We start from the raw sequence: 25,343 nt of genomic DNA on the forward strand, positions 1-25,343 counted from the left end.
TGGGCACGAAGCGATGAGCGAGACTCCATCATGGGACGATTCGGGGGAGCGGCGCCCAGCCGCAGACCCCGATGCGGAGGCGCTGGTCGAGGATAGTGGCCTCGTGCCCGGCCCGCGGCACATCCGTGGCGGGCGGGATCTGACGAGCGGGCCGATCTTCGGCACGCTGGTGCTCTTCACCCTGCCGACGCTCGCTTCCAACATCCTCCACACGCTCAACGGCTCGATCAACTCGATCTGGGTTGCGCATTTCCTGGGCGAAGCGGCGCTCGCCGCCACCGCCAATGCGAACATCATCATGTTCCTGATGTTCTCGCTGATTTTCGGCTTCGGCATGGCGGCCAATGTGGTCGTCGGGCAGGCCTTCGGGCGCGGCGACCTGCGGGCCGCACGCCACGCTTTCGGCTCGGCGATCGGCTTCTGCCTCGGCATGGCGTTCGTCATCGCCATTGGCGGTTTCCTGTGGTCGGACCGCATCCTCGCCTTGCTCTCCACGCCGCCGGAGGTCTTCCGCCTCGCCCGCGCCTATCTCCACTTCGTTTTCCTCGGCCTGCCCGGCGCGATGATGTTCGTGATGCTGATGATGGGCCTGCGCGGCAGCGGCGATTCCATGACGCCGTTGTGGTTCATGATCCTCACCGTCTTGCTGGATATCCTGCTCAACCCGGTGTTCATCCTCGGCCTTGGCCCGGCGCCGGAAATGGGGATCGCCGGCTCGGCCTTCGCCACTGCCGTCGCCAATTACGGCGGGCTCTCGGCGATGATCGCCTATATCTACTGGCGCGACCTGCCGCTGCGGTTGCGCGGGGCTGAGTGGGGTTATCTCAAGCCCGATTGGGCGCTGCTGCGGATCGTCGCAGGGCGCGGCGTGCCGATGGGGCTGCAGATGGTGATCTTCTCGCTCTCCACGCTGGTCGTCATCGGCTTTGTCAACCGTGAGGGCACGACCACCGTGGCCGCCTTCGCCGCCGCCCAGCAATTGTGGAACTACATCCAGATGCCGGCCATGGCGGTCGGCGGTGCGGTTTCCGCCATTGCCGCCCAGAATATCGGCGCGGGCAAGTGGGACCGGGTGGAGCGCACCACGCTGGTTGCCGTGGGCGTCAATCTGGCGATGACCGGCAGCCTCATCATGCTCGTCATGCTGTTCACGCGGCCCATCCTCGCCCTGTTCCTCGAAGGCGGCGGCGATGCCATCGAGATCGGCCGCCACATGATGAACATCGTCAACTGGAGCTTCCTGCTGTTCAGCGTGACCACGGTCATGTTCGGCACGATGCGCGCCAATGGCGTGGTGCTGGCGCCGCTGTTCATCCTCACCTTCTCGCTGTTTCTGGTGCGGATCGGCTTCTACTTTGCCAGCTATCCCTATCTGGGCGCGGATGGGCTGTGGTGGAGCTTCAACGCCTCCGCAGCCGTCTCCTTGCTGCTCGGCTGGTCCTATTATCGCTGGGCGCGCTGGCGGGAGGCGAGCCTGGGGATGCAGGGCAGCGCGCCGGTTCACAGCGCAGGGTGAGGGCAAGGATATGATGCGCGTTCTGGTCACCGGCGGCGCAGGCGGCATCGGCCTCGCCATCGCCCGGCGCTTCCATGCCGAGGGGCATCGCGTGCTGATCGGCGATGTGGACCGGGACGCCATCGACAAGGCCCTTGCCGCGCACCCCGGCATGGCCAGCGCGCGGTGCGATGTGTCACAGGTCGCCGAGATCGACAGCCTGTTTGAAGCTGTTTCCGCGCATCTGGGCGGGCTGGACGTGCTGGTGAACAATGTCGGCATCGGCGGACCGACCGCACCAGCGGAAGAGCTGCCCAGCGCTGACTGGCGCGCGGTGATGGACATCAACCTCACCGGCACGTTCGAGGTCACCCAGCGGGCGATTCCATTGCTCAAGGCCAGCGCCGGGACGATCATCACCCTGTCGTCCGCCGCCGGGCGCTATGGCTATCCCAACCGCATTGCCTATGCGACGAGCAAATGGGGCCTCATCGGCTTCACCAAGACACTCGCGATGGAACTCGGCCCGTTCGACGTGACCGCCAACGCCATCCTGCCCGGCGCAGTCGGCGGCGAGCGGTTCGACCGGGTGATCGCGGGTCGTGCGACCGTGAGCGGGCGCAGCGTGGCGGAGGAAACTGCGCTCGGCCTGGCCTCGCAATCGCTCAAGCGCATCGTGCCGCCCGAACATGTCGCCGATCTGGCGCTGTTCCTCACGACACCGGCGGGGCGCTCCATCTCCGGCGCGGCGCTGCCGATCGACTGCGATCTCCAGCACGGCTGAGCGCCAAATCCACCTCGGCTCCCATTGCGGGCAAACACCGGTCCACCTACATATTGGCAAGGTCTTTTCCGGGTTTTTCCTCAGGGAGTTGAAGACGTTGAATATGATGAAGACGGCCATGCTGCTGGCAGCGCTCACCGCGCTGTTCATGGCTTTGGGGTATATGTTCGGCGGCGCGGGCGGCGCGATGATCGCGCTGCTGGTCGCGGCAGGCATGAACCTGTTCACATACTGGAATGCCGACAAGATCGTCCTGCGCATGCACAATGCGCGTGAGGTCGACATGGCTTCCGCGCCGGATTTCTACGGTATGGTGCGCGATCTCGCCCGCAATGCCGGCCTGCCGATGCCGCGCGTCTACATTGTGGAGGATCCCAGCCCCAATGCCTTCGCGACGGGCCGCAATCCGCAGAATGCCGCCGTTGCTGCCACCACCGGCCTGCTGCACATGCTGGACCGCGATGAAGTCGCGGCGGTGATGGCCCATGAGCTCGGCCATGTCCGCAACCGCGACACGCTGGTGATGACCATGGTCGCGACCATTGCCGGCGCCATTTCGATGATCGCCAATTTCGCGCTGTTCTTCCGGGGCGGCAATGGCAATGGCGGCAATCCGCTCGCGGCGATCCTCGCCGTGCTGGTCGCGCCCTTTGCGGCGATGATCGTGCAGATGGCGATCAGCCGCACGCGCGAATATGGCGCGGACAAGGCCGGTGCGGAAATCAGTGGCAATCCCCATGCGCTGGCGTCTGCCCTCGCCAAGATCGCCGGCGCGGCGCAGCGCCGGCCGACACAGGCGGTGGCGCAGAATCCGGCGGCAGCGCAGCTTTACATTGTGCCGACCAGCGTCTCGGAGCTGTTTTCGACCCACCCCAAGACCGAGAAGCGCATCGCCGCGCTGCAGGCCATGGGGCCGGACAGCAGCGCGCGCCCGGCGGCCGTCCGTCGCGGGCGCTCGGCGCTGGATCCGCTCGCGCGTGACTGAACCCCTGCGCCACGCGCCGGACGCCGCCGTGCTGGAGCGCCTGGCGCGTCAGGCCATTGCGGCGATGCCCGAGCTGTTCCGCCAGCATCTCGATGGCATTGCGATCCAGATCGAGGAATTCGCCGAGCCGGATGTGCTCGATGAGCTGGGCATCGAAGACCCTTGGGAGCTGACCGGGCTTTATCAGGGCCATGCCCTGACCGAGCAGAGCATCTGGTCATCCGGCGATCTGCCGCCGATCATCCGCCTCTACCGCCGCCCGCTTCTGGAAGAATGGGTGGATAGCGGCGTCGCGCTGGATGCGCTGATCGCCCATGTGATCGTTCACGAGGTGGGCCACCATTTCGGCTTTTCTGACGATGATATGCAAGCGATCGAGGACGGGTTGGGGAGCTAGGTGGGCGTCGTCCTCCTATCCCTCATCCGTTCGTGCTGAGTAGGCTCTGAGTAACGCCGCAGGCGTGTAGCGAAGAGCCGTATCGAAGCAGCGCAGCGGTGGCGTCCTTCGATACGCCGCTTCGACTGGCTCAGCGGCTACTCAGGATGAACGGGGTTTTGCCCAATCGATCTGCCGAAGGGTATTGACGCCCTGGGCTCCTGCCTTCGCAGGAGCACTGGTTTGCTTTGGGGTTAGCAGCCGCCCGCTCAGCGGCCCTGATTACGCCAGCGGTTGATGGTGCGCTCAAGGATTTCTTCCTCGCCGCCAGTCTGGCGCCACAGGTCGGAGAAGACCGGGTCCGCCGAAGCGGGACGGCGGGCGGCTTCGAGGTCGTCGAAGGCGACGCGGATCGGCACGGTGACGCCCTCGCCGCAGACGATGCACTCGCGGTTGCGCAGGGCCGGGATCGAATCGAGGAAGCCGCGCGAGCCTTCCGGCATCGCTGCCTTTACGAATTGCTGATCGCGCTCGTTGTTGAGGCGCATGGCGATCAGCGTGCCGCATTGCGAGAGCACGCCCTCGGCAAGGTCGGACGGGCGCTGCGTGATCAGCCCCAGCGACACGCCATATTTGCGCCCTTCCTTGGCGATCCGCTCGAGGATTTTGCGGACGCTCTGCCCGGCCTCGATGTTGCTGGAGGGGATGTAGCGATGCGCTTCCTCGCAGACGAGCAGGATGGGCTTCTGCTCCTCGTCCCGCGCCCAGATGGCGAAATCGAAGATCAGCCGCGCCAGGACCGAGACCACGACATGGGTGATCTCGGACGGCATGGCCGAGGTATCGACGATGGAGATCGGCTTGCCCATCGCCGGCAGACGGAAGACCTTGGCGAGGAAATTCTGCATGGAATCCGCCACCAGCATGCCTGAGAACATGAAGCTGAAGCGCGGGTCCGCCTTGATCTCGTCTAGCCGGGTGCGCAGGCGCAGATAGGGCAGCGAATTGGTGCTCTTGTCCAGCTTGCCCATCTCATTGGCGAGGATCGCCGCAAGATCGGAGAGCAGATAGGGAACGGGCGAATCGACCGTCAGCCGCCCGATGCCCTCCGCCAGCCGGCTGCGGCCGCGCGCGGCGAGCAGGCACTTGGCGAGAATGTCACAATCCTGCGCGCGCTCGGGGCCCTTGGAAGTGACGAGCACTTCGCAATGCTCCTCGAAGTTCATCAGCCAATAGGGCAGCTCGAGATTGCTGGTATCGTACACCGCACCATTGCCGGCAAAGGCGGCGCCATATTCGCCATGCGGATCGATCATCACGATGTGCCCCTGCGGCGCCATGTCGCAGATGCGGTGCAGGATGAGCGCAGCGGATGTGGACTTGCCGGTGCCGGTGGAGCCGAGCAGCGCGAAATGCTTGCCGAGCAGCGCATCGACCAGCAGCGAGGCGCGGGTGTTGGCGGTGGGGTAGACCGTGCCGATCTCGATCCGCGCCTGGTCGTGCGCAGAATAGATCTCCAGCATATCCGGGCTGGAGACGGGATAGATGGGCGTGCCGGGCACCGGGAAGCGCGTGACGCCACGGCGGAAGCGGAAGATGCGGCCGGTCAGCTGCTCCTGATCGCCCTCCCCCACAAAGTCGATATCGGCGAGGATGTGCGTCGCGGAGCGGGAATCGAGCGCCAGCGTGCGCACGGTTGCGACGATCCAGCAGGCGCCGACCCGCATCTTGAGCTGGCTGCCGACCTGCCCGCCCATGGCGATGCTGGGGTCGCTCTCCCCCGCCAGCTGTTCCATGGCGGCAATGTCGAGCAGGATCTTGGCCGAGCCGCCGGATATCGCGGAGATGACGCCGATCTCAATATCCGAGAAATGCGGCCGCACGCCGGGCTGCGCCACGGCATCGACCGGCACCGGCTGGCCATCCAGATCCCTGCCAGAAAAATAGTTCACCGCGTCGCTCCCACCTGTGGCCAGGATGCAGGGCGTATCGAATATGCGTAAACAAATGCCTGCGCCGTGGGCGCGGCTTGGGCTCAGCGCATTTTCACGCGACCTGCGACGAAGCCGGCGAACATGCCCATGGCGAGCGCCGAGAAAACGGCGACAAGGCCATAAGCCACGCCATGTTCCTGCGCGAAGACGCCGATGTCGCGCTCGAAGCCGGTCTTGTGCACCTCGATCTCGCGCACCGCGGCGGCGAGCACGCGGCCGTTCTGCACAAGAAAGGTCTCGGCGGTGTAGGTGCCGGTGACCACCCGTGCGGAGAGCGGCAGGCGCGCGCGGTACAGCACGCCATCGGTGATCTCGACGGCCTTAGGCGCCTCCAGATACAGCCCGCTGCGCGCGCGCAGATCATTGAGGCCGCTGGCGAACCGTCCGATCTCCTCGGTATCGCTGAATGACGCGGGCGAAAGCTGCAGCTTGCTCAGCCCCAGCTCGTAGATCGCGGCGGTGCGTTCATCGACGATCTGGTCGATGGGGCGCGAGGACGCCACGGCGTAGAAGCTGGGCGCGGAGCGGAACGCGATGCTGTCAGCATTCACCCACATGCCGGCGAGCTTGCGCTTCTCGCGCACGGTGATCGCCTGGCTCGGGCCCTTGAGCACGACGATGATGTCGACCGGCTCCTCCGGCACGCGCCCGCCGGGATAGAGGATCGCGCCGAACAGCAGCAGTTCCGCGCCCGTGAAGCTGAACTGGATCTCGACCGTGCGTTGCGAGACATCAGGCACCAGTTGCGGCGCGGCCCGCTGCGCGCTCGCCGGGCCGGCGCCCAGGAGCGCCACCGCTGCCAGCCACGGGGCGATGCGGGCGATCACTGGACGACCACCGAGTAAATCTCGTCCGGCCGCCAGCCAAGGCCCAGCGCCATGCGGATGGCGATGACCAAAGCGATGAAGGCCAGCGCGACGCGCAGATATTCCGGCCGGGCCCGCATCGAGATGCGGCTGCCGATCTGCGCGCCGGTCACGCTGCCGATGAGCAGCAGGAAGGCGAGGACGAGGTCGACGGCGTGGGTGGTGGTGGCGTGGACCATCGTCGTGAACATCGTCACGAACAGGATCTGGAACAGCGACGTGCCGATGACGATCTGCGTCGACATGCCGAGAATGTAGAGCATCGCGGGCACGAGGATGAAGCCGCCGCCCACGCCCATCAACATGGTCATGATGCCGGAGAAGATGCCAAGCAACAGCGGCGCCAGCGGCGAGATGTAGAGGCCAGAGGCATAGAAGCGCCAGCGCAGCGGCAGCGCCGCCACCAGCGGATGATGCCGCCGCTTGCGCGCAGCCTGCCGCTGCCCGCGCCGCGCCATCACCAGCGCATGGATCGATTCCCGCGCCATCAACATGCCGATCGAGCCGAGCATCAGCACATAGAGCACGGCGATGGTCGTATCGATCTGGCCCATGCGCTCCAGCACGCGATAGATCACCGCGCCCAGCGCCGCGCCGATGGCACCGCCAACGACGAGCACGGCGCTCATCTTGAGATCGACCGTCTTGCGGCCGAGATGGCTGAACACGCTGGAGACGCTGGCGCCCATCACCTGCGTGGCGGAGGATGCGGCGGAGACGGTCGGCGGGATGCCGTAGAAGATCAGCAAGGGCGTGGTGAGAAATCCGCCGCCCACGCCGAACATGCCCGAGAGCAGGCCGACAAGGCCGCCCAGGCCGATGATGACCAGGGCGTTCACCGACAGGTTGGCGATCGGCAGATAGATGTCCATGTCGCCCTCGGTAGTCGCAAAGCGCCCGATCAAAAAGGGGCTTGCCGCCCGATACTCAAAAATCGGTCGCGAGGGTGATCGCAGGGCCGCTTGCTGGGCGTGCATTGCCGGCGATGCGGAAGCGCCATTCCGCAGAGAGGCTCAGCCCCGGCCGGGCCCATGGCAGCCGGGCACGGAGTTGCGGTCCGATATCCAGCCGCCGCGCACCGGGCTGGACGCTGCCGGAGAGCGCGCCGCCGACCGCCAGCGCGAGCCCCCGTCCGGGCGGAAACAGCCGGTAAGAGAGGGCAGCCTTGCCGTCCGCAAAGCCATCGCTGCCGGGCAAGCCGACAAATCCGGCCTGTGCATAGCCGTCCGCCTCAATGCGCGGCAGGATCTCGGTGGGATTCAGGCCGCCGGCCGCCAACAGGGCGAACCCGTTGCGACCGCCTGTCCCGAGACGCTGGCGTCGCTCCACCATCAGCGAGACTGGCAAGGCGGCGGGCAGCCCGGCCGGGCGCCAGGCGAGGCCGAATGCTCCCTCCTCCGCGAACGGCCGTTCGATCGCGCGGCTGGCCCGTCCATAGAGGCTGAACACGCCCATCTCGCTGCTGCTGATGCGATAATCGAGCCGGACGCCCATTTGCGATCCGCCGAGCAGCGGCGCAAAGGCGCGCGACCCGCCGGCATCGGGGCGCCAGAACAGCCATGCCTGGCCGGACAAGCGGCCGCTCTTGCGCGCTTCCCGCAGCGTGCTCATCGACGGCTCGCCCAGCACAGCCCCATGCGACGGCGCCGCTGCCGAAGTCGGCGCATTGCGCGGAGCGTCCGACCTTGGCTGTGGCATGTCCGTTTGAGGGGCCTGCGCCCAAAGCGCGACGGGCGTCCGGTATGACAGAATCGCATGGTGAGATCGTGCCGCCGTGCCTGCCGGTCGGCCGGCGACAGCGAGGGTATCGCCCGACAATCCCGCGCTGCGCTGCGCGTCGCTATGGTCAGCCCGCACCCCGCCGGTCGGCGCCTCCGCCGCAGGCAAGGCCGCAACGTCCGTAGCCCCGCGCTCGCCTCCCGCCATCACGGGCCAGCCGAGCATCACGCCGCGCACGCAGACCCAGCAGCCCAGGACCGCGCCCAGGAACCGCAGCGGCCGCCCGGCGCTCATGCCGAGGCTCCCGTGGCCGCGTCCGGGAAGCGGTGCCGCGTCTTGTCCCACACCAGCGCCCGTCCGCGCAGATGCCGCACGTAAATCGAAATGGCACGCCCGGCGGCGAGAATGGCGACGATATTGCCGGTAATCGTGCGGGGCACGGAGAGGAGCGCTTGCGCCCAGCCATAGGCTCGCCAGACGAATATCATGCGCATGATAAGTCGCCAGGCGAGCAGCACGGCCGTCGCGCGCATCAGCCAGGGCAAGGGCTCGGGCCAGATCATCGGCGGCAAGCCCATCAAGCTGCGCGTGATGTGGATGAACAGGGCCAGCCCCAGCCCGGCATAAGCCGCGACCAGGACGATCGCTGCCAGCGCCGCGCGTCGATCGCGCAGACGCATCCAGCGCTCGCGCCAGGGGCCAGACCAGCCGAGCCGATCCCACCCGGCCAGCGCAATACCCACCGTCCAGCGGGCCTTTTGCCGAACGGCGGCGCCCCAGCTATCCGGGAAATATTCGCGCGTGGCGATGAGCTCGCCCCTGGCGTCGCGCATCCGCACCAATATGCCGCGCCCGCCGGCATCGCCGATGCGCAGGCCCAGCTCATAATCCTCGGTGAGACTGGCTTCGTCGAATGGGCGCCCGCCCCGCTCCATCGCCACGGCGGCGAGCGCATCGCGGCTGAACCCGCAGCCGACGCCGGCCGATGGCATGGCTGCACCCAGCGCTTCTCGCACGGTCAGCGAGGCGCCGTGCGCAACCGCGAACTCATCGAGATAATGGCCCGCAACCCATTGCGAGCGCGCCGATTTGAGCGGCAGGACCGGAAGCTGCACGAGCGCGAAGCGCGGCGCGAGATAGCCGATCACCCGCAGCGCATCGGGATGTACGACATCCTCGGCATCGTGCAGCACCACCGTGAGCACGCGGCGCCCCTGCTCGGCTTCCCAGCGTTGCATGGCGACCCACAGCTGGTTCAGGCAATCGGCCTTGGTGGTGGGACCGGGCCGATCATTGACCACCAAGGTCACGCGCCCGCCGCCCCGCTCGGTGATCAGCGTGCAGACCGCCCACAAGGTCGCCGGATCATTAGGATAGGCGCCGACGAAAATCTGCACATCCTCGCCGGCCCATTTGTCGAGGCAGCCGGTAAGCATGGGACGGATCACGTCCGACTCGTCCCAGGCGGGAATGAACACCGCGATCGGCCCGGCAGAGCCAGCGGGCGGCAAATCCCGGGATGTCATCCGCGCCACCCGGCTGTACACGGTCAGCGACCGCCAGCCGCGCCGCGCCAGATAGATGAGGTCGATGGCCAGATCGTCCAGCCCACCGATGATAAGCCCCAAAGCTGCAAACAAGAGAAGCTCGCTGCACAGCAGCTCGCTCAAAGCGAGTGTCCCACCCATCTTCCCCCCCGAGTCGACACCGCGTTCCCCCTGCGCTGCCGAGCGATTTATTGAGCATAATGAGGAACCTGGAGCAATGATGCTTTTCGCGCCGTTAACGTTTCCCCGGTTAATCCTGGCCATTCCCGGTTTGACCTGATCCCGCCCGGCCTCTAGCGACAAGCCATGAGCTGTTGCGCGCCCGCCCCCGACCAGCCGCACATTTGCGGGAGCGCGCCCGCGTGACGCGGGGCAAGCGCGTGCCGGTCGGCTTGCTGGGTGGATCGTTCAACCCCGCCCATGGGGGCCACCGCGCGATCTCGTTGTTCGCGCATGGCGCGCTGGGGCTGGATGAGGTCTGGTGGCTGGTCTCGCCGGGCAATCCGCTCAAGCCGCGCGCCGGCATGGCACCGCTGAACGCGCGCGTCGCCAGCGGCAAGGCGGCCGCCCGCCGCGCGCCCATCCGCGTCACCGCCATCGAGCGGGAGATGCACACCCGCTACACGCTCGACACGCTGCGCCGGCTGACGCGCCGCTACCCGCACCGCCGGTTCATCTGGCTGATGGGCGAGGACAATCTGGCCCAGTTCCACCAGTGGAAAGGCTGGCGCGATATTGCGCGAACAACGGCCATTGCTGTTATCGCCCGACCCGGCTATAGTCGGGCGGCTGTAGGCTCACCGGCCATGGCCTGGTTGCGGCGTTTCGTCCGACCCGCCAGTCAGAGCAAAAGCTGGACGACATGGAGACTGCCGGCGCTCGTGCTTTTGCGCTTTCGCCCCGATCCCAGATCAGCCACGCTGCTTCGGCAGAAGGCGCCTCTTTGGCACCGTAGCTTTGCTGATGTTGCGCCGATCGACGGCGTGACCGGTCGCCGCATCCCACAGGAGTGACATTGCCCGACCCGTTACCCATGCCCGCCCGTCCTGCCCCCGCTGGAGGACTGTCCCAACCCGGCATCGATGCATCCTCGGATCGCCTCCTGGCGATCGTTCTGGAATCGCTGGACGATGATCAGGCGCAGGAAGTCGTGAGCATTCCGCTTGCCGGCAAGAGCAGCATTGCCGATCACATCGTGATCGCGTCGGGTCGTTCGTCCCGGCAGGTGGCCGCCATTGCCCAGAAGCTGGCCGAGCGGATCAAGCAGACGATGGGCCGCAATGTGCGCATCGAAGGCCTGCCCGTCGCCGACTGGGTGCTGATCGACGCGGGTGACGTGGTCGTCCATGTCTTCCGCCCGGAGGTCCGCAGCTTCTACAATCTCGAGCGCATGTGGGGCTTCTCGGACGCACCGCTGGCCGCCGGCGAGGCCTGATCTCCTTCAAGCGTACCCCGGGGGCCGAATGCTGCTGCACATCGTCGCACGGGGACGCATCGGCCGCTCGCCAGAGGCCGATCTCGTCGAGCGCTATCTCAAGCGCGTGACGCTGCCCACCAAGGTCACCGAACTGCCGGATCGTGGCGGCAAGGCGCCGCCGCCCCTGCCCGCCCAGTCGGTCATGGTGATGCTCGATGAAACCGGCAAGCAGCTGACCTCCATGGCCTTTGCCGAACAGATCGGCCGCTGGCGGGACGACGGCGTGCGCGAGTGCCGCTTCATGATCGGCGCGGCGGACGGGTTCGAGACCGCAGACCGGGCCAGCGCGGACCTGCTGATCGCGTTCGGCGCGATGACCTGGCCGCACATGATGGCGCGGGCGATGCTGGCCGAACAGCTCTGGCGCGCCACCAGCATCCTCGCCAACCACCCCTATCACCGGGAGGGATAAGGCGTGGTGGCGGCGAGCTGGACACGACTGCCCCGGCCACTGGCCTCGCGGCCGTCCCTGCCCGTCATGCTGGCCACCGCTGCCCTGCTCGTCACCGCCATCGCGGCACCGCTGGCTCTCTCTGCCCAGCGCAATCCGGCGCCGCAGGCCGCGCAGGCGGAGATCGCCCGGCAGCAGGCCGCGCTGGCTCGCGCCCGCGCGCAGGGCGAGGAAGCTCGCAAGCGTGGCGAAGCGCTGGAAGCCCGTGCCCGCGCTTCCTCCGCCGCAGCGGACAAGACCCGCAACGAGATCGCGGCGCTCGCCGCCCGCATCCAGCAGAGCGAGGCCGATCTGCGCGCGGGCGAGGCGCGCATGGCGATCATCATCACGCGCCAGCGCGAGCAGCGGCGCCAACTCGCCACCCGCCAGCAGCCGATCGTGCGACTGACCGCCGCCCTGCAGCAACTGGCCCGGCGCTCGCCTGTGCTCGCGCTGGTCGCGCCCGGCACGATCAGCGAGGCGGTGCATCGCCGCATCGCGCTCGCGCAGATATTGCCGACCATCACTGCCTCCACGCAGGATCTGCGGGGTGCCATTGCGCGCAGTGCCGATCTGCAGCGCAGCGCGCAGGCGGCGGCGCAATCCCTCGTCCGCACCCGCGCCGGGCTGAAGACGCAGCAGGCCGCGCTCAGCGCGCTTGAGCAGCGCCAGCGCGGCGCTTCCCGGCAGTTGCGCGCGGAGGCCAGCCTGCAGACCGAGCGCGCCCTCGCCATGGGCGAGCAGGCCCGCGATATCAGCGATCTGATGGACCGGATCGGCGATGCGGCGCAGGTGCAGGAGGCGTTGCTGCGCCTGCCCGGCCCGATGCCCCGGCCGGCCCGTCCGCAAAACAGCGCCGCTCCGGCACCCGAGCGGCCGAGCGTCGCCGCAGGCCAGACCCCTGCCCCGCCCTATCGCCTGCCTGCCATCGGCGAGATCGTCACCGGCTTCGGGGAATTGAGCGCAGGCGGCGTGCGCGCGCGGGGCATCACCATGGCAACCGCAGCCAGCGCCGCGGTCATCGCGCCGGCGGCAGGGCGAGTCGCCTTTGCCGGGCCGTTTCGCGGCTATGGCAAGATCGTCATTCTGGAGCATCGCGGCGGCTGGACGAGCCTGCTGGCCGGGCTCGATCGGCTGAGCGTGGCGCCGGGAGACTCATTGCGCCAGGGCGACCCGGTCGGCGCGACCGGCAGCGACCCGGCCCGCCTCATCATCGAGCTGCGCCAGCAGGACCGGGCTGTCGATATTGCTTCCCTTGTCCGCTAGCGCCGTTCAGCAGCGCGTAACGCTATCTTCGCTACGCTGGCGTGCGACCTAGGCAGAACCGTTGTTCCTGCTATAGGTCAGGACAGCATTTTTGTCGAAAGCGTCTCCATGGCCAATGCCCGCCGCACCCTGTTTCTCCGTTCCGCCGCGATCTTGGGCGCCATCGCGCTCATTCCCGCGTCGACCTCTGCCGTTACGGAGACCGAGGGTGAGACCTATAAGCAGCTCGATCTGTTCATGGACGTGTTCCAGCGGGTCCGCGCCAATTATGTCGAGCAGGTCGATGATGCGACGCTGATCAAGGGCGCCATCGAGGGGATGCTCTCCAGTCTCGATCCGCACAGCGCCTATCTGGACGTCCGCTCCTTCGAGAATTTGCGCACCCAGACCGAGGGCAGCTATGGCGGCCTCGGCCTCTCCGTCACGATGGACGAAGGCGTGGTGAAGGTGATCGCGCCGACCGACGACACCCCCGCCGCGCGCGCGGGCATCAAGGCCGGCGACTATATCACGCATATCGACGGCAAGCTGATTTATGGCGGCACGCTCGATGAAGCAGTCGAGAAGATGCGCGGCGCGCCGAACACCAAGGTGAAGCTCACCATCGCCCGCGAAGGCCGCACCGAGCCGTTCGACGTGGAACTGACGCGCGCGATCATCGATATCAAGCCGGTCAAATGGCAGGTGAAGGGTGATGTCGGCGTCATCAAGATCGTCAGCTTCTCCGCCGACACCGGCGCTGACGTGCAGAGCGCCATTCGCGGCATCGACAAGTCGCTCGGCCACAAGCCGATCGGCTATGTGCTGGATCTGCGTTCCAACCCCGGCGGGCTGCTGGATGAAGCCGTGCGCGTCTCCGACGCCTTCCTCGAGCGCGGCGAGATCGTCTCGCAGCGCGGCCGCCAGCGCGGCGACACCCGGCCTTATTATGCCCGGCCCGGCGATGATGCGCAGGGCCTGCCCGTCGTCGTGCTGATCGATGCGGGGTCGGCTTCCGCCTCCGAGATCGTGGCCGGCGCCCTGCAGGACCAGAAGCGCGCGCTCATCATGGGTGAGCGCAGCTTCGGCAAGGGCAGCGTGCAGACGCTGCTGCCGCTCTCGCAGGATACGGCGCTGCGGCTCACTACGGCGCGCTATTACACGCCATCGGGCCGCTCGGTGCAGGAAGGCGGCATCGAGCCGGATATTCTGGTGCCGCAGCTCTCAGACCCGGATTACGCCAAGCGGCCGAAATATCGCGAAAGCGACCTGCGCCGTCACCTCATCAACGAGGCCAAGCTGGATCGCTCGGAGCTGGAGGCGGACAGCAACCCCGATCCCCGCTTCACCGCGACGGCGGAGGATCTCAAGAAGCAGGGCGTTGAGGACTTCCAGCTCCATTACGCGCTGCAGACTCTCGGCCGCCTGAACGGAACGCCGCAAATGGCGGCAGCCCCGACGACGAAGGCACGGCGGTAAGCAGACCGATGTCGCGTGACACCTCCCTGTCGCTCGCCCGGTTCGTGGCGGTGATGCTGCCGACCCTGCTGCTGGGCGGCGCGCTGCTCTCGCAGCATGTCGGCGGGCTGTTCCCGTGCGAAATGTGCATGTGGCAGCGCTGGCCGCATCTGGGTGCGATCATCGCCGCCCTTGCCGCGATTGTCCTGCGCCGTACCCCGCCGATGAGCGCGATGTTCACCATGCTCGCGGCGCTGGCCATCGCGACCAGCGGCGCCATCGGCGCATTTCACGCCGGTGTCGAATATGGCTGGTGGCAGGGCCTGACCAGTTGCACGGCGACCATGGACACGTCTTCCGGCCAGTCGATGCTGGATTCGATCATGTCGGCCACGCTGGTGCGCTGCGATGTCGCGCCCTGGTCGATGTTCGGCATTTCGCTCGCTGGCTATAATGCGATCCTCTCGCTCGGCGGCGCACTGCTGATCCTCATTCTGGTTCTCAAATGGAGCCGGTCATGACCGACAGCGCGCGCGTCTCGCCCCGTCCCGGCCAGCGCCGTGCCGATCGCGCCTCGATGTTGCGGGTCGATCAGGCCGGCGAATATGGCGCGGTGCGGATTTATGCCGGCCAGCTCGCCGTGCTGGGCGACCGTCACCCGATCAGCCGCGAGATTGCCGGCATGGCGGCGCAAGAAGAGCGGCACCGCGCGCATTTCGATGCGATGATGGTGGAGCGCGGCGTGCGCCCCACGCTGATGCAGCCCTTCTGGCATGTTGCCGGCTTCGCGCTCGGCGCCGCGACCGCGCTCATCGGCCCGCGCGCGGCGATGGCCTGCACCGCCGCCATCGAAACCGAGATTGACGATCATTACGGGCAGCAGCTCAAGGAAATCGGCGAGGACGACCCGGCGCTGACCGAAGCGATCACGGACTTCCAGGCCGAAGAAGTCGAGCATCGCGATGCCGCGATTGCCCATGGCGCAGAATCCGCGCCTGCCTATCCCTTGCTTTTCGGGGCAATCCGGCTTGGCTGCCGCGCTGCCATTGCCCTCTCGAAGCGGATTTAAGAAGGAACCTGTCGATGCGTGCCCTCGTCCTTGCACTCCCCCTCAGCCTCGCTCTTGCGGCACCCGCCTTCGCGCAGGCCGCCCCGGCCGCTCCCGCTGCCGCCGCCGGGCCGGAGGATGTCGCGAAGGTGAAGCAGGTGTTCGTCTATGGCGAAGACCCCTGCCCGGCGAGCGAGGGCGACGAGATCGTCGTCTGTGCGCGGATGCCCGACAATGATCGCTACCGCATTCCCAAGGAATTGCGCACCGACCCCAACAGCCCGGCCGTGCAAAGCTGGGCCAATCGCGCCCGCTCGATCGAATATGTCGGCGCGTCCGGCACGGACAGTTGCTCGCCCACCGGCTCGGCTGGCTTCACCGGCTGCTTCACGCAGATCGCGCGTGCGGCGCGCGAGGAGCGCCAGAAGATGCTCGGTTCCGGCACCTGGGCCGATGCCGTCGCCAAGGCGCGCGAGGAGCGGCTCGGTAATCTCGATGCCGAATCCGCACAGATCGAAGCGCAGGCCAAGGCCGATGAGGAGGCCGCGCGCCTCAAGGCGCAGCGTGAGGCCCAGCAGCAGGGTCCGACCGTCACGCCCTGACCGCGCAAGGCGTTACAGGAAATATTGCAGCTTCACCGCCGTCTGCTTCGCCGCGCCGGGGGTGATGGTGAGGACGACGGACTCAAAGCCCGGCGCGCCAAAGCGCAGGCGGGGGTTGCGCGAAAAGCCGACCCCCTCGCGCGGGATGCCCAGCATCGTGTCCAGCCGGCTGTTGCTGTTCTCATCGTGGAAGACGAGCAGCGCATAGTCGCCGGGCGGCACGCGTGCGAAGAGAAGTTCGGCATGGTCGCCCGCCGCAACGCTGGCCGTGAGGGCGAGTGGGTCCTTCTCGCATTTGGGGAAATGGGAGCGGTCCTTGGTCAGACAGGCACGCAACATGCCGCGACTGGACCGCAAGCCCTCGAACCGCACGTCGATCTGGCCCGTGGCCGGTGCAAGGCCCGCCGCTGCCGGAACGACCGCATCGGCGGTGCGCACGGTGGCCGCGCCATCTTCACCCAGCGCCAGGGTCGGCGCGCCGAGCGAGAGCAGCAGGCCGGTCAGCATCAGCGGCCGTGCGACACGACGCGCCAGACCATGGTCGGCACCGTCAAAGAACATCATGCAGCATTATCCCTTGCCGGTGCGGGGTCATCATTGTGCGGCATAGCGGCGGAGCTTCCCTCCAGCGTCGGCGCGAACCGGGGAGACAGGCCGCGATCCGTGCCGCACAGCCGGTCCCACACGCGGAAATAGAGGCCGTAATTGCAGCGATATTGCTCATGATGCTTCTCATGGTGAGACGCGGTGATCAGCCAGCGCCCGGCCGGGCCGTTGACCAGCCAGCGCGGGAACATCTCCCAGCCCATATGATTGGTGACGCCCATGACAGTCATCACCGTTAGCACCACCCCCAGTGCCGCAACATGAATGGGGATGACGAAGACGAGGAACGGGATGACGACCGCGCCGGTCACCGCTTCCCACGGATGGAAGCTCATCGCCGCCCAGGCCGTGGGCGGCCGGCTGGCGTGATGCACGGCATGGGCGACGCGAAACCAGGCCGGACGGTGGAGCAGCCGGTGCGTCCAGTAGAACCAGGTATCGTGCGCAGCGAGATAGAGCAGCACGGAGATCGGCAGATACCAGAGCGGATAGGCATCGACATCGGTGTAGATCAGCGTCCAGCCGTGGCTCTGCCATCCCCAAGCGACGATCCCTGCGGGCAGGCCGAAGATCAGCGCCGAAAGGAGCGACCAGCGGATTTCCACGCCGATCTGCCGGCGCAGCCCCGCATAATGGCCGGGGCGTGTCATCCGGGTCGCCAGCGCGAACCCGCCACTGGAAAGCAGGTAACGCACCGCGATGATGCCGGACATCGCCAGAATGGACGCAAGGATCAGCATCGCGGGCTGCATGGCGATGCTATAGGGAGCCCCGCCTGCGAGGGAAACGATAATCGGTAAAGCGTTCGCGCCGGTCGCTCGCCAAGCGCAGGGATAAGTTCCCCCGCCCCTTCGGGCATCGTTCACCCATCACTGGCCGATAGCCAAGCGCCTCCCCCTCGGCTAGGGCTGCGCGGATGACAGGCGCACGACCTATCGATCTGGCCATTGTCGGCGGCGGCCTTGCCGGCAGCCTGATCGCGCTGGCCTTGCGCGCGCGGCGACCTGAGCTGCGTGTCGTGGTGATCGAGGAAGCCGCCCGCGTGGGCGGCAATCAGCTCTGGTCCTGCTTTGCCGAGGATGTCGCGTCCGCCGATCGCTGGCTGATCGAACCGCTGATCGTGCATGGCTGGGGTGGCTATGACGTGCGCTTTCCGGGTCAGGAGCGGCGCCTGCCGAGCAGCTATGCGACACTAACCAGCGAGCGGCTGGCGATGCGCCTGCACCGCGCCATGCCGGAGGGTGACCTGCTGTTCGACCGGGCGGCAACCGCGCTCACGCCGACCAGCGTCACTTTGGCAGACGGACGCGTGATCGAGGCGCGCGGCGTCATCGATGCGCGCGGGCCGGGCGACATGAGCGCACTGGAGCTGGGCTATCAGAAATTCGTCGGGGCGAGTTGGCTGTGTCATACTCCCCACGGCCTTGCCGAACCGATCATCATGGACGCGACCGTCGATCAGCAGGACGGCTATCGCTTCGTCTACACCCTGCCCCTTTCCCCCACCGAGCTGTTCATCGAAGACACTTATTATGCCGATCGTCCGGCACTGGATGAGCCCCTGCTCGCGGCAAGAATTGCGGCCTATGCGCAGGCGCAAGGCTGGGAGGGCGCGGCGCGCGGCCATAGCGAGACCGGCGTGCTGCCTGTCTGCATGGGCGGCGATTTCGCGCCGCTCTGGGAGGCCGAATCCCCCGGCGTCGCCAAGGCCGGACTGCGCGGGGGCTTTTTCCACGCGCTCACCGGCTATTCGCTGCCGGATGCGGTGCGCAACGCGCTCGCCATTGCGGCGATGGACGATCTCTCCGGCCCGACCCTGCATCAGGCGATGCGTGCGCGCGGCGCCGCGCACTGGCGCGGGCAGGCTTATTACCGGATGCTCTCGCGGTTGCTCTTCCACGCCGCCGAGCCGCAGGAGCGCTGGCGGGTGCTGGCGCGCTTCTACCGGCTTGACCCATCCCTCATCGCCCGCTTTTATGCGGGGCAGAGCACCCTTTTCGACAAGCTGCGCGTTCTGACCGGGAAGCCTCCTGTTCCCGTCAGCCGAGCCATTTCAGCCCTTGGAGCGACACGCGGATGAAGACAGCCATCGTCATCGGCGCCGGTTTTGCGGGCCTTGCCCTCGGCCTGCGCCTGCAATCGGCGGGCATCGCCACCACCATCGTCGAAGGGCGCGAGCTGCCCGGCGGCCGCGCCTATATGTGGCAGAAGGAGGGCTTCACCTTCGATGCCGGGCCGACTGTCATCACTGACCCGGATTGCCTTGCCCAGCTCTGGCGCCTGACCGGCCACGACATGGCGCAGGACGTCACACTGCTGCCGGTCAGCCCCTTCTACCGCCTGCACTGGCAGGACGGCACGACCTTCGATTATGGCAATGACGATGCCGCGCTCAACCGCGAGATCGCCAAGCTCGATCCCGCCGACATCGCCGGCTACCAGCGCTTCCTCGCCTACAGCGCCGAGGTCTATCGCGAGGGCTATGAGAAGCTGGGGCATGTCGCCTTCCTCGACTTCAAGTCGATGCTCAAGGCCGCGCCGGACCTCGCCCAGCATCAGGCGTGGCGCTCGGTCTATTCCATGGTCTCCAGCTTCGTGAAGAACGAGAAGCTGCGCCAGGCGCTGAGCTTCCACACGCTGCTGGTCGGCGGCAACCCGATGACGACCAGCGCCATCTACGCGCTGATCCACAAGCTGGAGAAGCAGGGCGGCGTGTGGTTCGCCAAGGGCGGCACCCATGCGCTGGTGCGCGGCATGGTGACGCATTTCGAGCGGCTGGGCGGCACGCTGATCCTCGGCGATCCGGTCGCCAAGATCGAGACGGTGGGCGACCGCGCGACCGGCGTGGTCACCCGCTCGGGCCTGCATATCGAGGCCGATGCGGTGGCGAGCAATGCGGACATCATGCACAGCTATGCCGACCTGCTGGCCGACCATCCGCGCGGCCAGCGGCAGGGCGCCAAGCTGTTCCGCAAGCGCTGGAGCCCGAGCCTGTTCGTCGTCCACTTCGGCATCGAGGGGACCTGGCCCGGCATCCCGCACCACATGATCCTGTTCGGCCCGCGCTATAAGGAACTGCTGACCGACATCTTCGACCATGGGGTGCTCTCGCAGGATTTCTCGCTGTACCTGCATCACCCGACCGTCACCGACCCCGATCTGGCGCCGCCGGGCCACTCGACCTTCTATGCGCTCGCCCCGGTGCCGCATCAGGGCAAGCTGCCGGTGGACTGGAACGAGGTGGGGCCGATCCTTACCGGGCGCATTCTCGACGAGATCGAGCGCCGGCTGATCCCGGACATCCGCTCGCGCATCAAGGTGCAGTTCTCCTATGCGCCGAGCGACTTCACCCATGATCTCAACGCGCATCTGGGCAGCGCCTTCAGCCTGGAGCCGCTGCTCACCCAAAGCGCCTGGTTCCGCACCCACAATCGCGATGACGTGATCAACAATCTCTACTTCGTCGGCGCCGGCACGCATCCGGGCGCCGGCATTCCCGGCGTCGTCGGCTCGGCCCGCGCGACGGCGGCCCTGATGCTCGAGGATCTGGCATGACATCGTTCAACCGGCTGGCCGTCTATTGCGGCTCCGCCACCCCGCCCGACCCGATCTACATGGAGACCGCGCGCGCCGTCGGCACCGGGCTGGCCCGGCGCGGCATCGGCGTCGTCTATGGCGGCGGCAAGGTCGGACTGATGGGCGCCATTGCGGACTCCGCGCTGGCGGCCGGCGGCGAAGTGATCGGCGTGATCCCCGAGGCGCTGGTGAATGCCGAGGTCGCCCATCGCGGCCTCACCGAGCTGCATGTCGTGCCGGATATGCACAGCCGCAAGGCGCTGTTCACCACGCTTTCCGATGGGTTCGTGACCCTGCCGGGCGGCGTCGGCACGATGGACGAGCTGTGGGAAGCCGTGAGCTGGGCGCAGCTTGGTTATCATGACAAGCCGGTCGGGCTGCTCAATACCGGCGGCTTTTACGATCAGCTGATCGGTTTCAATCGCCAGATGATCGAAACCGGCTTCATCCGCCCACCCCACGCCAACATCCTGATCGCCCGCGAGACGCTGGACGACCTGCTCGACGCGATGGCCGCCTACACGCCCCATGAAACGATCTTCGCCATGAAGGTCGACCGGCTTTGAGGGGAAACATGAGCCCCTCCCCTTCAGGGGAGGGGTTGGGGTGGGGAGCGCCCGTGACGCAAGATGCACGCCTTCTGATCCACGCAAAAGCGATGCGGCACGAGGCGACGCCATGCGAGATCATTCTCTGGCGACATCTGAGTCGGTCCCAGCTTGGCGGGCACAAATTTCGTCGGCAGCATGTGCTGGGGCCGTTCATTGTGGATTTCTTCTGCCCCGCCAAAAAGCTGATCGTCGAGGTGGATGGCGATACGCATGATCCGAAAGAAGATGCGCGCAGGGATGCTGCGTTAACCGCGGAAGGTCATTACGTTCTGCGGTTCACTAACGAAGATGTGCGCACCAATCTGACCGAGGTTCTGGAGGCAATACTGACGCGTTTGAATTCAGCACCAGCCCGTTGGGCAGCGCCGTCCCCCACCCCAGCCCCTCCCCTGAAGGGGAGGGGCTAGATGCTGGAGCAACGCCCTGCCCTTGTCGGGCTCGCGCAGGAGAGCATTGCGCGCGGGTCGAAGAGTTTTCGCACGGCCTCGCGGCTGTTCGACCGGGAGACGCGCGAGCGGGCGTGGTTGCTCTATGGCTGGTGCCGGGCATGCGACGACATAGCCGACGGGCAGGATCATGGCGGGACGATGCAGGCGACCGGCGACCCCATGGCCCGGCTGGCCGACATCCGCGCGCGGACCGAGCGCGCTTTGGCGGGGCAGGCCGGGCTGGACGATCCTGCCTTTGCCGGCGGCGCGCTGGTCGCGGCCGAATGTGCCATTCCGCGCCGCTATATGGACGATCTTATCGAGGGTTTCGCGCTCGATGCGCAGGGCTGGCGGCCGCAGACCGAGAATGATCTGCTGCGCTATTGCTACCATGTCGCGGGCGCGGTTGGCTGCATGATGGCCATTGTAATGGGCGTCGCGCCCGATGACGAGGCCACGCTGGACCGCGCCTGCGATCTGGGGCTGGCCTTCCAGCTCGCCAATATCTCCCGCGATGTGGCCGAGGATGCGGCAGGCGGGCGCTGCTATCTGCCCGCGGACTGGCTCATCGAGGCTGGCATCGACCCAGCCGACCCGATGCCGGCGGAGCGGCGGCCGGCCCTCGCGGCGGTCACGGGGCGCGTGGCGGCGATGGCGGCGCGCTATGAGGACAGCGCCCGGCATGGCACCCCAAAGCTGCCGTTCCGCTCGGCATGGGCGGTGCTGGCAGCCGCGGGCATTTATGGCGGCATTGCCCGGAAGGTCGCCGCCGACCCGCAGGAGGCGCTGCGTCGACGTCTGTTCACCAGCAAGGCGGAGAAGCTGGGCTGGCTGCTCCGCGCCGGTACGCAGGCCGGTCGGCGCACCAGCCTCTACCCGCCCGCGCCGCGTGATCCATCGCTCTGGAACCGGCCACGCCAGAGCGCGCGCATTTCGGAGGCTTGATCCCGATCAATTTCTGCATGGGTGCGATCTGCTGAAGAGGCAGGCGGGAGGACATGCATGATTCCGTCACGTCACGCTTATTACCGCAACCGCGCCAACGAACATCGCCGTCTGGCGCAAGTCGCCGCGGAACCCGCACAGCGCCTGATGCACGATCGTCTGGTCGAGGCTTATCTCAGCCTCGCGCGCGAATCGCGGCTGCGGCAGGTCGTCCGGCTCAAGGCCTGAGCGCAGCCGCGCCCAGACAAGCCGATCATCCCTGCTTGAGCAGCCTGAGCGCCCGCGCGCGCAGCCGGCCCAGGCCGGCATCGTGCAGGGCGGGAACGGCGCAGAGCATCCCCGTCACATAGGGGTCGGGCTTGTTGAAGATGATGGGTTCGCCCAGCGCATCCGTAACGCGGGCGCCGGCTTCCTGCGCGATGAGGGTCGCGGCCGCCAGATCCCATTCCGCGCCGCGTCGCAGGCCCGCCACCAGGTCCGCTTCATTGGCCGCCACCATCGCCATGCGCAGCGCGATGCTGTTGGGCTTGGCGACCATGCGGTAATCGATATCGATGCCGCCCAGATGATCGAGCGGCACGCGCGCGCCCGAGAGCGTGGCGTGATCACCCACGGCGAGCCGCTCCGGCTGTGCCCCCATGCGCTCCCGCCACGCACCAGCGCCGCGCACCGCCCACCAGCGCTCGTTACGCGCCGGCGCGGTGAGCACCGCGATGGTCGGGACGCCATCCTCCACCAATGCGACCGAGACCGCCCAGCCCGCCCGGCCCCGCACGAAATCGCGCGTGCCGTCGATGGGGTCGATGATCCACGCCCGCCGAGCCTCAGCGCGTCCGGGCGTCTCCGCGCTTTCCTCGGAGAGCCAGGCGGCGTCGGGCAGAAGCGCGCCAAGCTGTGTGCGCAGCAGCGCATCGGCGGCGAGATCGGCCTCGCTCACCGGCTCGCCGGGCCGCTTCTCCCAATGGCCGTGCATGGGTGCGCCGGCTTCCCAGAAACGCATGGCCAGCAGGCCGGCAGCGTCGGCTATGGCCAGAATATCGGCCAGAAGATCCAGAGAGGGGGGCTCACTCCCCGGCAACGGTCATCCCGTCGATGCGCAGGGTGGGCACGTTGATGGCGCGGCGGAAGGTGAGATCGTTCGCAGCGATGATCCGCCCGAACATCTCCTTGAGATTGCCCGCGATGGTGATTTCAGACACGGCGTGGCTCACCGTGCCGTTCTCGATCAGGAAGCCGGAGGCGCCCCGGCTATAATCGCCGGTGACGCCGTTGACGCCTTGGCCAATCAGTTCGGTGATGAACACGCCGCGCTTCACGTCTGCGAACAGATCGCGCACGCTGGCCGTGCCGCCTTCCAGATGCACATTGCTCGCACCCACGCCCGGCGAGCCGCCGCCCCGCGTGGCATGGCCGGTGGGATCGAGCCCGAGCTGGCGGGCCGAGGCGCTATCGAGCATCCAGCCGGTCAGCACGCCGTCATCAATGAGGCGCCGCCGCCCAGTTGGCAGCCCTTCGCCGTCGAACGGACGCGAGCGCAGGCCCCGCTCGCGCAGCGGATCATCAATGACGCTGAGCCCCTCGGGCAGAATGCGCTGGCCAAGGCTGTCGAGCAGGAACGTCGCCTTGCGGGTGACCGATGGCCCGGCGATGGCACCGAGCAGATGCCCGATCAGGCTGTTGCCTACGCGCGGATCGAAGATCACCGGCATCGTGCCGCTTGGCACCCGGCGCGCATTGAGCCGCGAGACCGCGCGCGCGCCGGCGCGCTGGCCGATGCTGTCCGGCCCTTCCAGATCATCGAGATGCCGCGCACTGTGGCTGGCAAAGTCCCGCTGCATCGCGGCGCCCTCACCCGCCAGCACGCTAGCGTAGAGCGAATGGCTGGTCCCGGCATAAGCGCCCGAAAAACCGTGGCTGGTGGCCAGCGCCGCCTGCGCGCGGGAGAAGCCCGCGCCGGCGCCTTCGCTGTTGGTGACGCCAAGCACGCTGCGCGCCGAATCCTCCGCCGCCAGCGCCCTCTCGCGCAGTTGGGCCGGCGTCGGCTCCTCATCATCTTCGATATCGAGCGAGGGCAGCCGGCGCCGCATCAGCATCTGCTCGGGCGCGAGACCCGCATAGGCATCTTCCGGCGCCTCGCGGGCCATGGCCACGGCGCGCTCGACCAGCGTTTCGAGCGTGCGGGGCGTCAGGTCCGACGAGGACACGCTAGCCGAGCGCTGCCCGACGAACACGCGCAGGCCGAAATGCTCGGACTCGGATTGCTCGACATCCTCCAGTGCGCCCAGCCGCACCGTTACGCCGGACGAGGCATCGCAGCCATAGACGGCGTCGGCCGCATCCGCGCCCGCCTTGCGGGCCGCGGTGACCAGCGACCGGGCGCGATCGAGAGCTTCGTTAAGGCTGAGCATGAAAGACGCGGTCCGAATGATGTCTGATGAAAGGCCGCGCTTTAGCTCCCGCGGCGAGGCGACGCAATGCGGCTGCGTCAGGTGCCTTCCGACCAGTCGCTCGGCTTTGCGACGAACGGAGGACAGCAACATTTTTTATAGGGAACCACCAGGCCTCGCCGATCCTTTTGTTGATAACATCAACCCACAGGAGCATCTCATGGCGACTGAAACATTCACCGACGCGATTGCCCTGCTCAAAGCGGATCATCGCACGGTCGAGGATCTGTTCGAGAAGTTCGAGAAGGCGAATGCGGCCGGCCGCAAGGAATCGCTGGCCCGGGAAATCTGCACTGAGCTCAAGATCCACACCATGCTGGAAGAAGAGATCTTCTATCCGGCCTTTCGCGGCAAGATCGAAGATGATCTCATGGATGAGGCCTATGTCGAGCATGACGGCGCCAAGGTGCTGATCAACGAAATCGAGGCCGGCTCTCCGCAGGAAGATTTCTACGACGCCAAGGTGAAGGTGCTCTCGGAAGAGATCGAGCATCACGTCAAAGAGGAGGAACAGCCCTCCAAGGGCATGTTCGCCCAGTGCCGCAAGACCGACGTCGACCTCGTCGAGCTGCGCGACCGGATGCTCGCCCGCAAGAAAGAGCTGCTGGCGCAGACGAAGAGCGAAGGCCTGCCCCCGGCAGAGCCGCGCACGCTCAGCGTTTCGGCCGTCTGACCCGGACAAGACGGCATGTCGGCGGCGTTTT

28 protein-coding genes are annotated in these 25,343 nt (G+C 67.1%); 19 read left to right on the top strand and 9 right to left on the bottom strand.

The genetic code is table 11. From position 1 onward, the window contains the following. The first annotated feature begins 13 nt into the window (after positions 1 to 13). From M2343_RS08955 to M2343_RS08970, 4 genes are all read left to right on the top strand, one after another. Entirely contained in the window at positions 14 to 1,516 is a 1,503-nt protein-coding gene (locus M2343_RS08955) for an MATE family efflux transporter (RefSeq protein WP_264576383.1), read from the top strand. 10 nt (positions 1,517 to 1,526) lie between these two features. Beyond that, positions 1,527 to 2,279 (top strand): SDR family oxidoreductase, encoded by a 753-nt coding sequence (locus M2343_RS08960; protein ID WP_264576384.1) that lies wholly within the window; start codon positions 1,527 to 1,529, stop codon positions 2,277 to 2,279. Positions 2,280 to 2,385: 106 nt separating this feature from the next. Continuing rightward, a complete protein-coding gene (gene htpX, locus M2343_RS08965) occupies positions 2,386 to 3,264 on the top strand; it encodes a zinc metalloprotease HtpX (RefSeq protein ID WP_413716045.1) in 879 nt (292 codons plus the stop codon). Continuing rightward, positions 3,257 to 3,661, top strand: a complete 405-nt coding sequence (locus tag M2343_RS08970) for a metallopeptidase family protein (protein WP_319799397.1) — start codon at positions 3,257 to 3,259, stop codon at positions 3,659 to 3,661. The genes htpX and M2343_RS08970 overlap by 8 nt, the downstream gene beginning before the upstream one ends. A gap of 248 nt (positions 3,662 to 3,909) precedes the next feature. Here M2343_RS08970 and M2343_RS08975 read toward each other — a convergent pair whose 3' ends face one another. The 5 genes from M2343_RS08975 to M2343_RS08995 all read right to left on the bottom strand — a co-directional run bounded on the left by M2343_RS08975 (position 3,910) and on the right by M2343_RS08995 (position 9,907). Further along, positions 3,910 to 5,436, bottom strand: coding sequence for an ATP-binding protein (locus tag M2343_RS08975; protein ID WP_264572205.1), 1,527 nt, complete (start codon positions 5,434 to 5,436; stop codon positions 3,910 to 3,912). Between the two features lie 239 nt (positions 5,437 to 5,675). Next, complete coding sequence (locus tag M2343_RS08980; protein WP_264577529.1) at positions 5,676 to 6,437, bottom strand: TIGR02186 family protein; 762 nt, start codon at positions 6,435 to 6,437, stop codon at positions 5,676 to 5,678. A gap of 20 nt (positions 6,438 to 6,457) precedes the next feature. Next, positions 6,458 to 7,372: a sulfite exporter TauE/SafE family protein gene (locus tag M2343_RS08985; protein ID WP_181558917.1), complete on the bottom strand. Its 915-nt coding sequence runs from the start codon at positions 7,370 to 7,372 to the stop codon at positions 6,458 to 6,460. Between the two features lie 55 nt (positions 7,373 to 7,427). Continuing rightward, complete coding sequence (locus tag M2343_RS08990) at positions 7,428 to 8,513, bottom strand: hypothetical protein (RefSeq protein WP_264576386.1); 1,086 nt, start codon at positions 8,511 to 8,513, stop codon at positions 7,428 to 7,430. Further along, entirely contained in the window at positions 8,510 to 9,907 is a 1,398-nt protein-coding gene (locus tag M2343_RS08995; protein ID WP_264576387.1) for a glycosyl transferase family protein, read from the bottom strand. Before M2343_RS08995 ends, M2343_RS08990 begins: the two co-directional genes overlap by 4 nt. A 221-nt stretch (positions 9,908 to 10,128) precedes the next feature. Between M2343_RS08995 and M2343_RS09000 the strand changes: the two genes are divergently transcribed. The 8 genes from M2343_RS09000 (at position 10,129) to M2343_RS09035 (ending at position 16,026) form a co-directional block, all read left to right on the top strand. Further along, the gene (locus tag M2343_RS09000) at positions 10,129 to 10,779 is read left to right on the top strand and encodes a nicotinate-nucleotide adenylyltransferase (protein WP_264576388.1); all 651 of its coding nucleotides are present in this window, start codon (positions 10,129 to 10,131) and stop codon (positions 10,777 to 10,779) included. A 20-nt stretch (positions 10,780 to 10,799) separates the two neighbouring features. After that, positions 10,800 to 11,201, top strand: a complete 402-nt coding sequence (gene rsfS / locus M2343_RS09005; RefSeq protein WP_181561330.1) for a ribosome silencing factor — start codon at positions 10,800 to 10,802, stop codon at positions 11,199 to 11,201. Between the two features lie 28 nt (positions 11,202 to 11,229). Beyond that, positions 11,230 to 11,655: a 23S rRNA (pseudouridine(1915)-N(3))-methyltransferase RlmH gene (locus tag M2343_RS09010; RefSeq protein ID WP_264569638.1), complete on the top strand. Its 426-nt coding sequence runs from the start codon at positions 11,230 to 11,232 to the stop codon at positions 11,653 to 11,655. 3 nt (positions 11,656 to 11,658) lie between these two features. Then, the gene (locus M2343_RS09015) at positions 11,659 to 12,939 is read left to right on the top strand and encodes a murein hydrolase activator EnvC family protein (RefSeq protein WP_264576389.1); all 1,281 of its coding nucleotides are present in this window, start codon (positions 11,659 to 11,661) and stop codon (positions 12,937 to 12,939) included. A gap of 108 nt (positions 12,940 to 13,047) precedes the next feature. Next, complete coding sequence (locus tag M2343_RS09020; protein WP_264576390.1) at positions 13,048 to 14,397, top strand: S41 family peptidase; 1,350 nt, start codon at positions 13,048 to 13,050, stop codon at positions 14,395 to 14,397. 8 nt (positions 14,398 to 14,405) lie between these two features. Continuing rightward, positions 14,406 to 14,897 carry a disulfide bond formation protein B gene (locus M2343_RS09025; RefSeq protein ID WP_264576391.1) on the top strand — a complete coding sequence of 164 codons (492 nt, stop codon included), beginning with the start codon at positions 14,406 to 14,408 and terminating at the stop codon, positions 14,895 to 14,897. Continuing rightward, entirely contained in the window at positions 14,894 to 15,445 is a 552-nt protein-coding gene (locus M2343_RS09030; RefSeq protein WP_264576392.1) for a demethoxyubiquinone hydroxylase family protein, read from the top strand. The genes M2343_RS09025 and M2343_RS09030 overlap by 4 nt, the downstream gene beginning before the upstream one ends. A 14-nt stretch (positions 15,446 to 15,459) precedes the next feature. Continuing rightward, positions 15,460 to 16,026 (top strand): hypothetical protein, encoded by a 567-nt coding sequence (locus tag M2343_RS09035; protein ID WP_181558909.1) that lies wholly within the window; start codon positions 15,460 to 15,462, stop codon positions 16,024 to 16,026. A 12-nt stretch (positions 16,027 to 16,038) separates the two neighbouring features. Here the strand turns inward: M2343_RS09035 and M2343_RS09040 are convergent, their stop codons facing one another. Both M2343_RS09040 and M2343_RS09045 read right to left on the bottom strand, forming a co-directional pair. Further along, entirely contained in the window at positions 16,039 to 16,590 is a 552-nt protein-coding gene (locus M2343_RS09040; protein WP_264576393.1) for a DUF2141 domain-containing protein, read from the bottom strand. Continuing rightward, positions 16,587 to 17,372 carry a sterol desaturase family protein gene (locus M2343_RS09045; RefSeq protein WP_264576394.1) on the bottom strand — a complete coding sequence of 262 codons (786 nt, stop codon included), beginning with the start codon at positions 17,370 to 17,372 and terminating at the stop codon, positions 16,587 to 16,589. Before M2343_RS09045 ends, M2343_RS09040 begins: the two co-directional genes overlap by 4 nt. A gap of 176 nt (positions 17,373 to 17,548) precedes the next feature. Here M2343_RS09045 and crtY point away from each other — a divergent pair, with 176 nt between their 5' ends. Genes crtY through M2343_RS09075 form a run of 6 tightly spaced genes read left to right on the top strand, consistent with a single transcriptional unit; the run spans position 17,549 to position 22,420 of the window. Then, a complete protein-coding gene (gene crtY / locus M2343_RS09050; protein WP_264576395.1) occupies positions 17,549 to 18,712 on the top strand; it encodes a lycopene beta-cyclase CrtY in 1,164 nt (387 codons plus the stop codon). Next, positions 18,709 to 20,187, top strand: coding sequence for a phytoene desaturase (locus tag M2343_RS09055; RefSeq protein ID WP_181558906.1), 1,479 nt, complete (start codon positions 18,709 to 18,711; stop codon positions 20,185 to 20,187). Before crtY ends, M2343_RS09055 begins: the two co-directional genes overlap by 4 nt. Then, positions 20,184 to 20,774, top strand: a complete 591-nt coding sequence (locus M2343_RS09060; RefSeq protein WP_264569629.1) for a TIGR00730 family Rossman fold protein — start codon at positions 20,184 to 20,186, stop codon at positions 20,772 to 20,774. The genes M2343_RS09055 and M2343_RS09060 overlap by 4 nt, the downstream gene beginning before the upstream one ends. A 53-nt stretch (positions 20,775 to 20,827) precedes the next feature. After that, on the top strand, positions 20,828 to 21,226 hold the full coding sequence (locus tag M2343_RS09065) for an endonuclease domain-containing protein (protein WP_264576396.1): 399 nt from the start codon (positions 20,828 to 20,830) through the stop codon (positions 21,224 to 21,226). Further along, positions 21,227 to 22,192: a phytoene/squalene synthase family protein gene (locus M2343_RS09070; RefSeq protein WP_264576397.1), complete on the top strand. Its 966-nt coding sequence runs from the start codon at positions 21,227 to 21,229 to the stop codon at positions 22,190 to 22,192. A gap of 57 nt (positions 22,193 to 22,249) precedes the next feature. Continuing rightward, positions 22,250 to 22,420 carry a hypothetical protein gene (locus tag M2343_RS09075; protein ID WP_264569626.1) on the top strand — a complete coding sequence of 57 codons (171 nt, stop codon included), beginning with the start codon at positions 22,250 to 22,252 and terminating at the stop codon, positions 22,418 to 22,420. A 25-nt stretch (positions 22,421 to 22,445) separates the two neighbouring features. On the opposite strand, the gene M2343_RS09080 is transcribed toward M2343_RS09075, so the two are convergent. Continuing rightward, a complete protein-coding gene (locus tag M2343_RS09080; protein WP_264576398.1) occupies positions 22,446 to 23,270 on the bottom strand; it encodes a 3'(2'),5'-bisphosphate nucleotidase CysQ in 825 nt (274 codons plus the stop codon). Then, positions 23,257 to 24,600: a TldD/PmbA family protein gene (locus tag M2343_RS09085; RefSeq protein WP_264569624.1), complete on the bottom strand. Its 1,344-nt coding sequence runs from the start codon at positions 24,598 to 24,600 to the stop codon at positions 23,257 to 23,259. Before M2343_RS09085 ends, M2343_RS09080 begins: the two co-directional genes overlap by 14 nt. Positions 24,601 to 24,799: 199 nt before the next feature. On the opposite strand from M2343_RS09085, the gene M2343_RS09090 reads away from it, so the two are divergent. Beyond that, positions 24,800 to 25,312 (top strand): hemerythrin domain-containing protein, encoded by a 513-nt coding sequence (locus M2343_RS09090; RefSeq protein ID WP_264576399.1) that lies wholly within the window; start codon positions 24,800 to 24,802, stop codon positions 25,310 to 25,312. Positions 25,313 to 25,343 lie beyond the last annotated feature (31 nt).

Source organism: Sphingobium sp. B8D3B (genome assembly GCF_025961875.1).
Lineage (GTDB): Bacteria > Pseudomonadota > Alphaproteobacteria > Sphingomonadales > Sphingomonadaceae > Sphingobium.

Coding starts and splice junctions, on each gene's coding strand:
- M2343_RS09070 (WP_264576397.1), top strand. CDS start 21,227: ATGCTGGAGCAACGCCCTGCCCTTGTCGGGCTCGCGCAGGAGAGCATT.
- M2343_RS09025 (WP_264576391.1), top strand. CDS start 14,406: ATGTCGCGTGACACCTCCCTGTCGCTCGCCCGGTTCGTGGCGGTGATG.
- M2343_RS08995 (WP_264576387.1), bottom strand. CDS start 9,907: ATGGGTGGGACACTCGCTTTGAGCGAGCTGCTGTGCAGCGAGCTTCTC.
- M2343_RS08955 (WP_264576383.1), top strand. CDS start 14: ATGAGCGAGACTCCATCATGGGACGATTCGGGGGAGCGGCGCCCAGCC.
- rsfS (WP_181561330.1), top strand. CDS start 10,800: ATGCCCGCCCGTCCTGCCCCCGCTGGAGGACTGTCCCAACCCGGCATC.
- M2343_RS09035 (WP_181558909.1), top strand. CDS start 15,460: ATGCGTGCCCTCGTCCTTGCACTCCCCCTCAGCCTCGCTCTTGCGGCA.
- M2343_RS09090 (WP_264576399.1), top strand. CDS start 24,800: ATGGCGACTGAAACATTCACCGACGCGATTGCCCTGCTCAAAGCGGAT.
- htpX (WP_413716045.1), top strand. CDS start 2,386: ATGAAGACGGCCATGCTGCTGGCAGCGCTCACCGCGCTGTTCATGGCT.
- M2343_RS09020 (WP_264576390.1), top strand. CDS start 13,048: ATGGCCAATGCCCGCCGCACCCTGTTTCTCCGTTCCGCCGCGATCTTG.
- M2343_RS09060 (WP_264569629.1), top strand. CDS start 20,184: ATGACATCGTTCAACCGGCTGGCCGTCTATTGCGGCTCCGCCACCCCG.
- M2343_RS09075 (WP_264569626.1), top strand. CDS start 22,250: ATGATTCCGTCACGTCACGCTTATTACCGCAACCGCGCCAACGAACAT.
- M2343_RS09040 (WP_264576393.1), bottom strand. CDS start 16,590: ATGATGTTCTTTGACGGTGCCGACCATGGTCTGGCGCGTCGTGTCGCA.
- M2343_RS08975 (WP_264572205.1), bottom strand. CDS start 5,436: ATGGAACAGCTGGCGGGGGAGAGCGACCCCAGCATCGCCATGGGCGGG.
- M2343_RS09045 (WP_264576394.1), bottom strand. CDS start 17,372: ATGCTGATCCTTGCGTCCATTCTGGCGATGTCCGGCATCATCGCGGTG.
- M2343_RS09085 (WP_264569624.1), bottom strand. CDS start 24,600: ATGCTCAGCCTTAACGAAGCTCTCGATCGCGCCCGGTCGCTGGTCACC.
- crtY (WP_264576395.1), top strand. CDS start 17,549: ATGACAGGCGCACGACCTATCGATCTGGCCATTGTCGGCGGCGGCCTT.
- M2343_RS09055 (WP_181558906.1), top strand. CDS start 18,709: ATGAAGACAGCCATCGTCATCGGCGCCGGTTTTGCGGGCCTTGCCCTC.
- M2343_RS09030 (WP_264576392.1), top strand. CDS start 14,894: ATGACCGACAGCGCGCGCGTCTCGCCCCGTCCCGGCCAGCGCCGTGCC.
- M2343_RS09010 (WP_264569638.1), top strand. CDS start 11,230: ATGCTGCTGCACATCGTCGCACGGGGACGCATCGGCCGCTCGCCAGAG.
- M2343_RS08990 (WP_264576386.1), bottom strand. CDS start 8,513: ATGAGCGCCGGGCGGCCGCTGCGGTTCCTGGGCGCGGTCCTGGGCTGC.
- M2343_RS08960 (WP_264576384.1), top strand. CDS start 1,527: ATGATGCGCGTTCTGGTCACCGGCGGCGCAGGCGGCATCGGCCTCGCC.
- M2343_RS08985 (WP_181558917.1), bottom strand. CDS start 7,372: ATGGACATCTATCTGCCGATCGCCAACCTGTCGGTGAACGCCCTGGTC.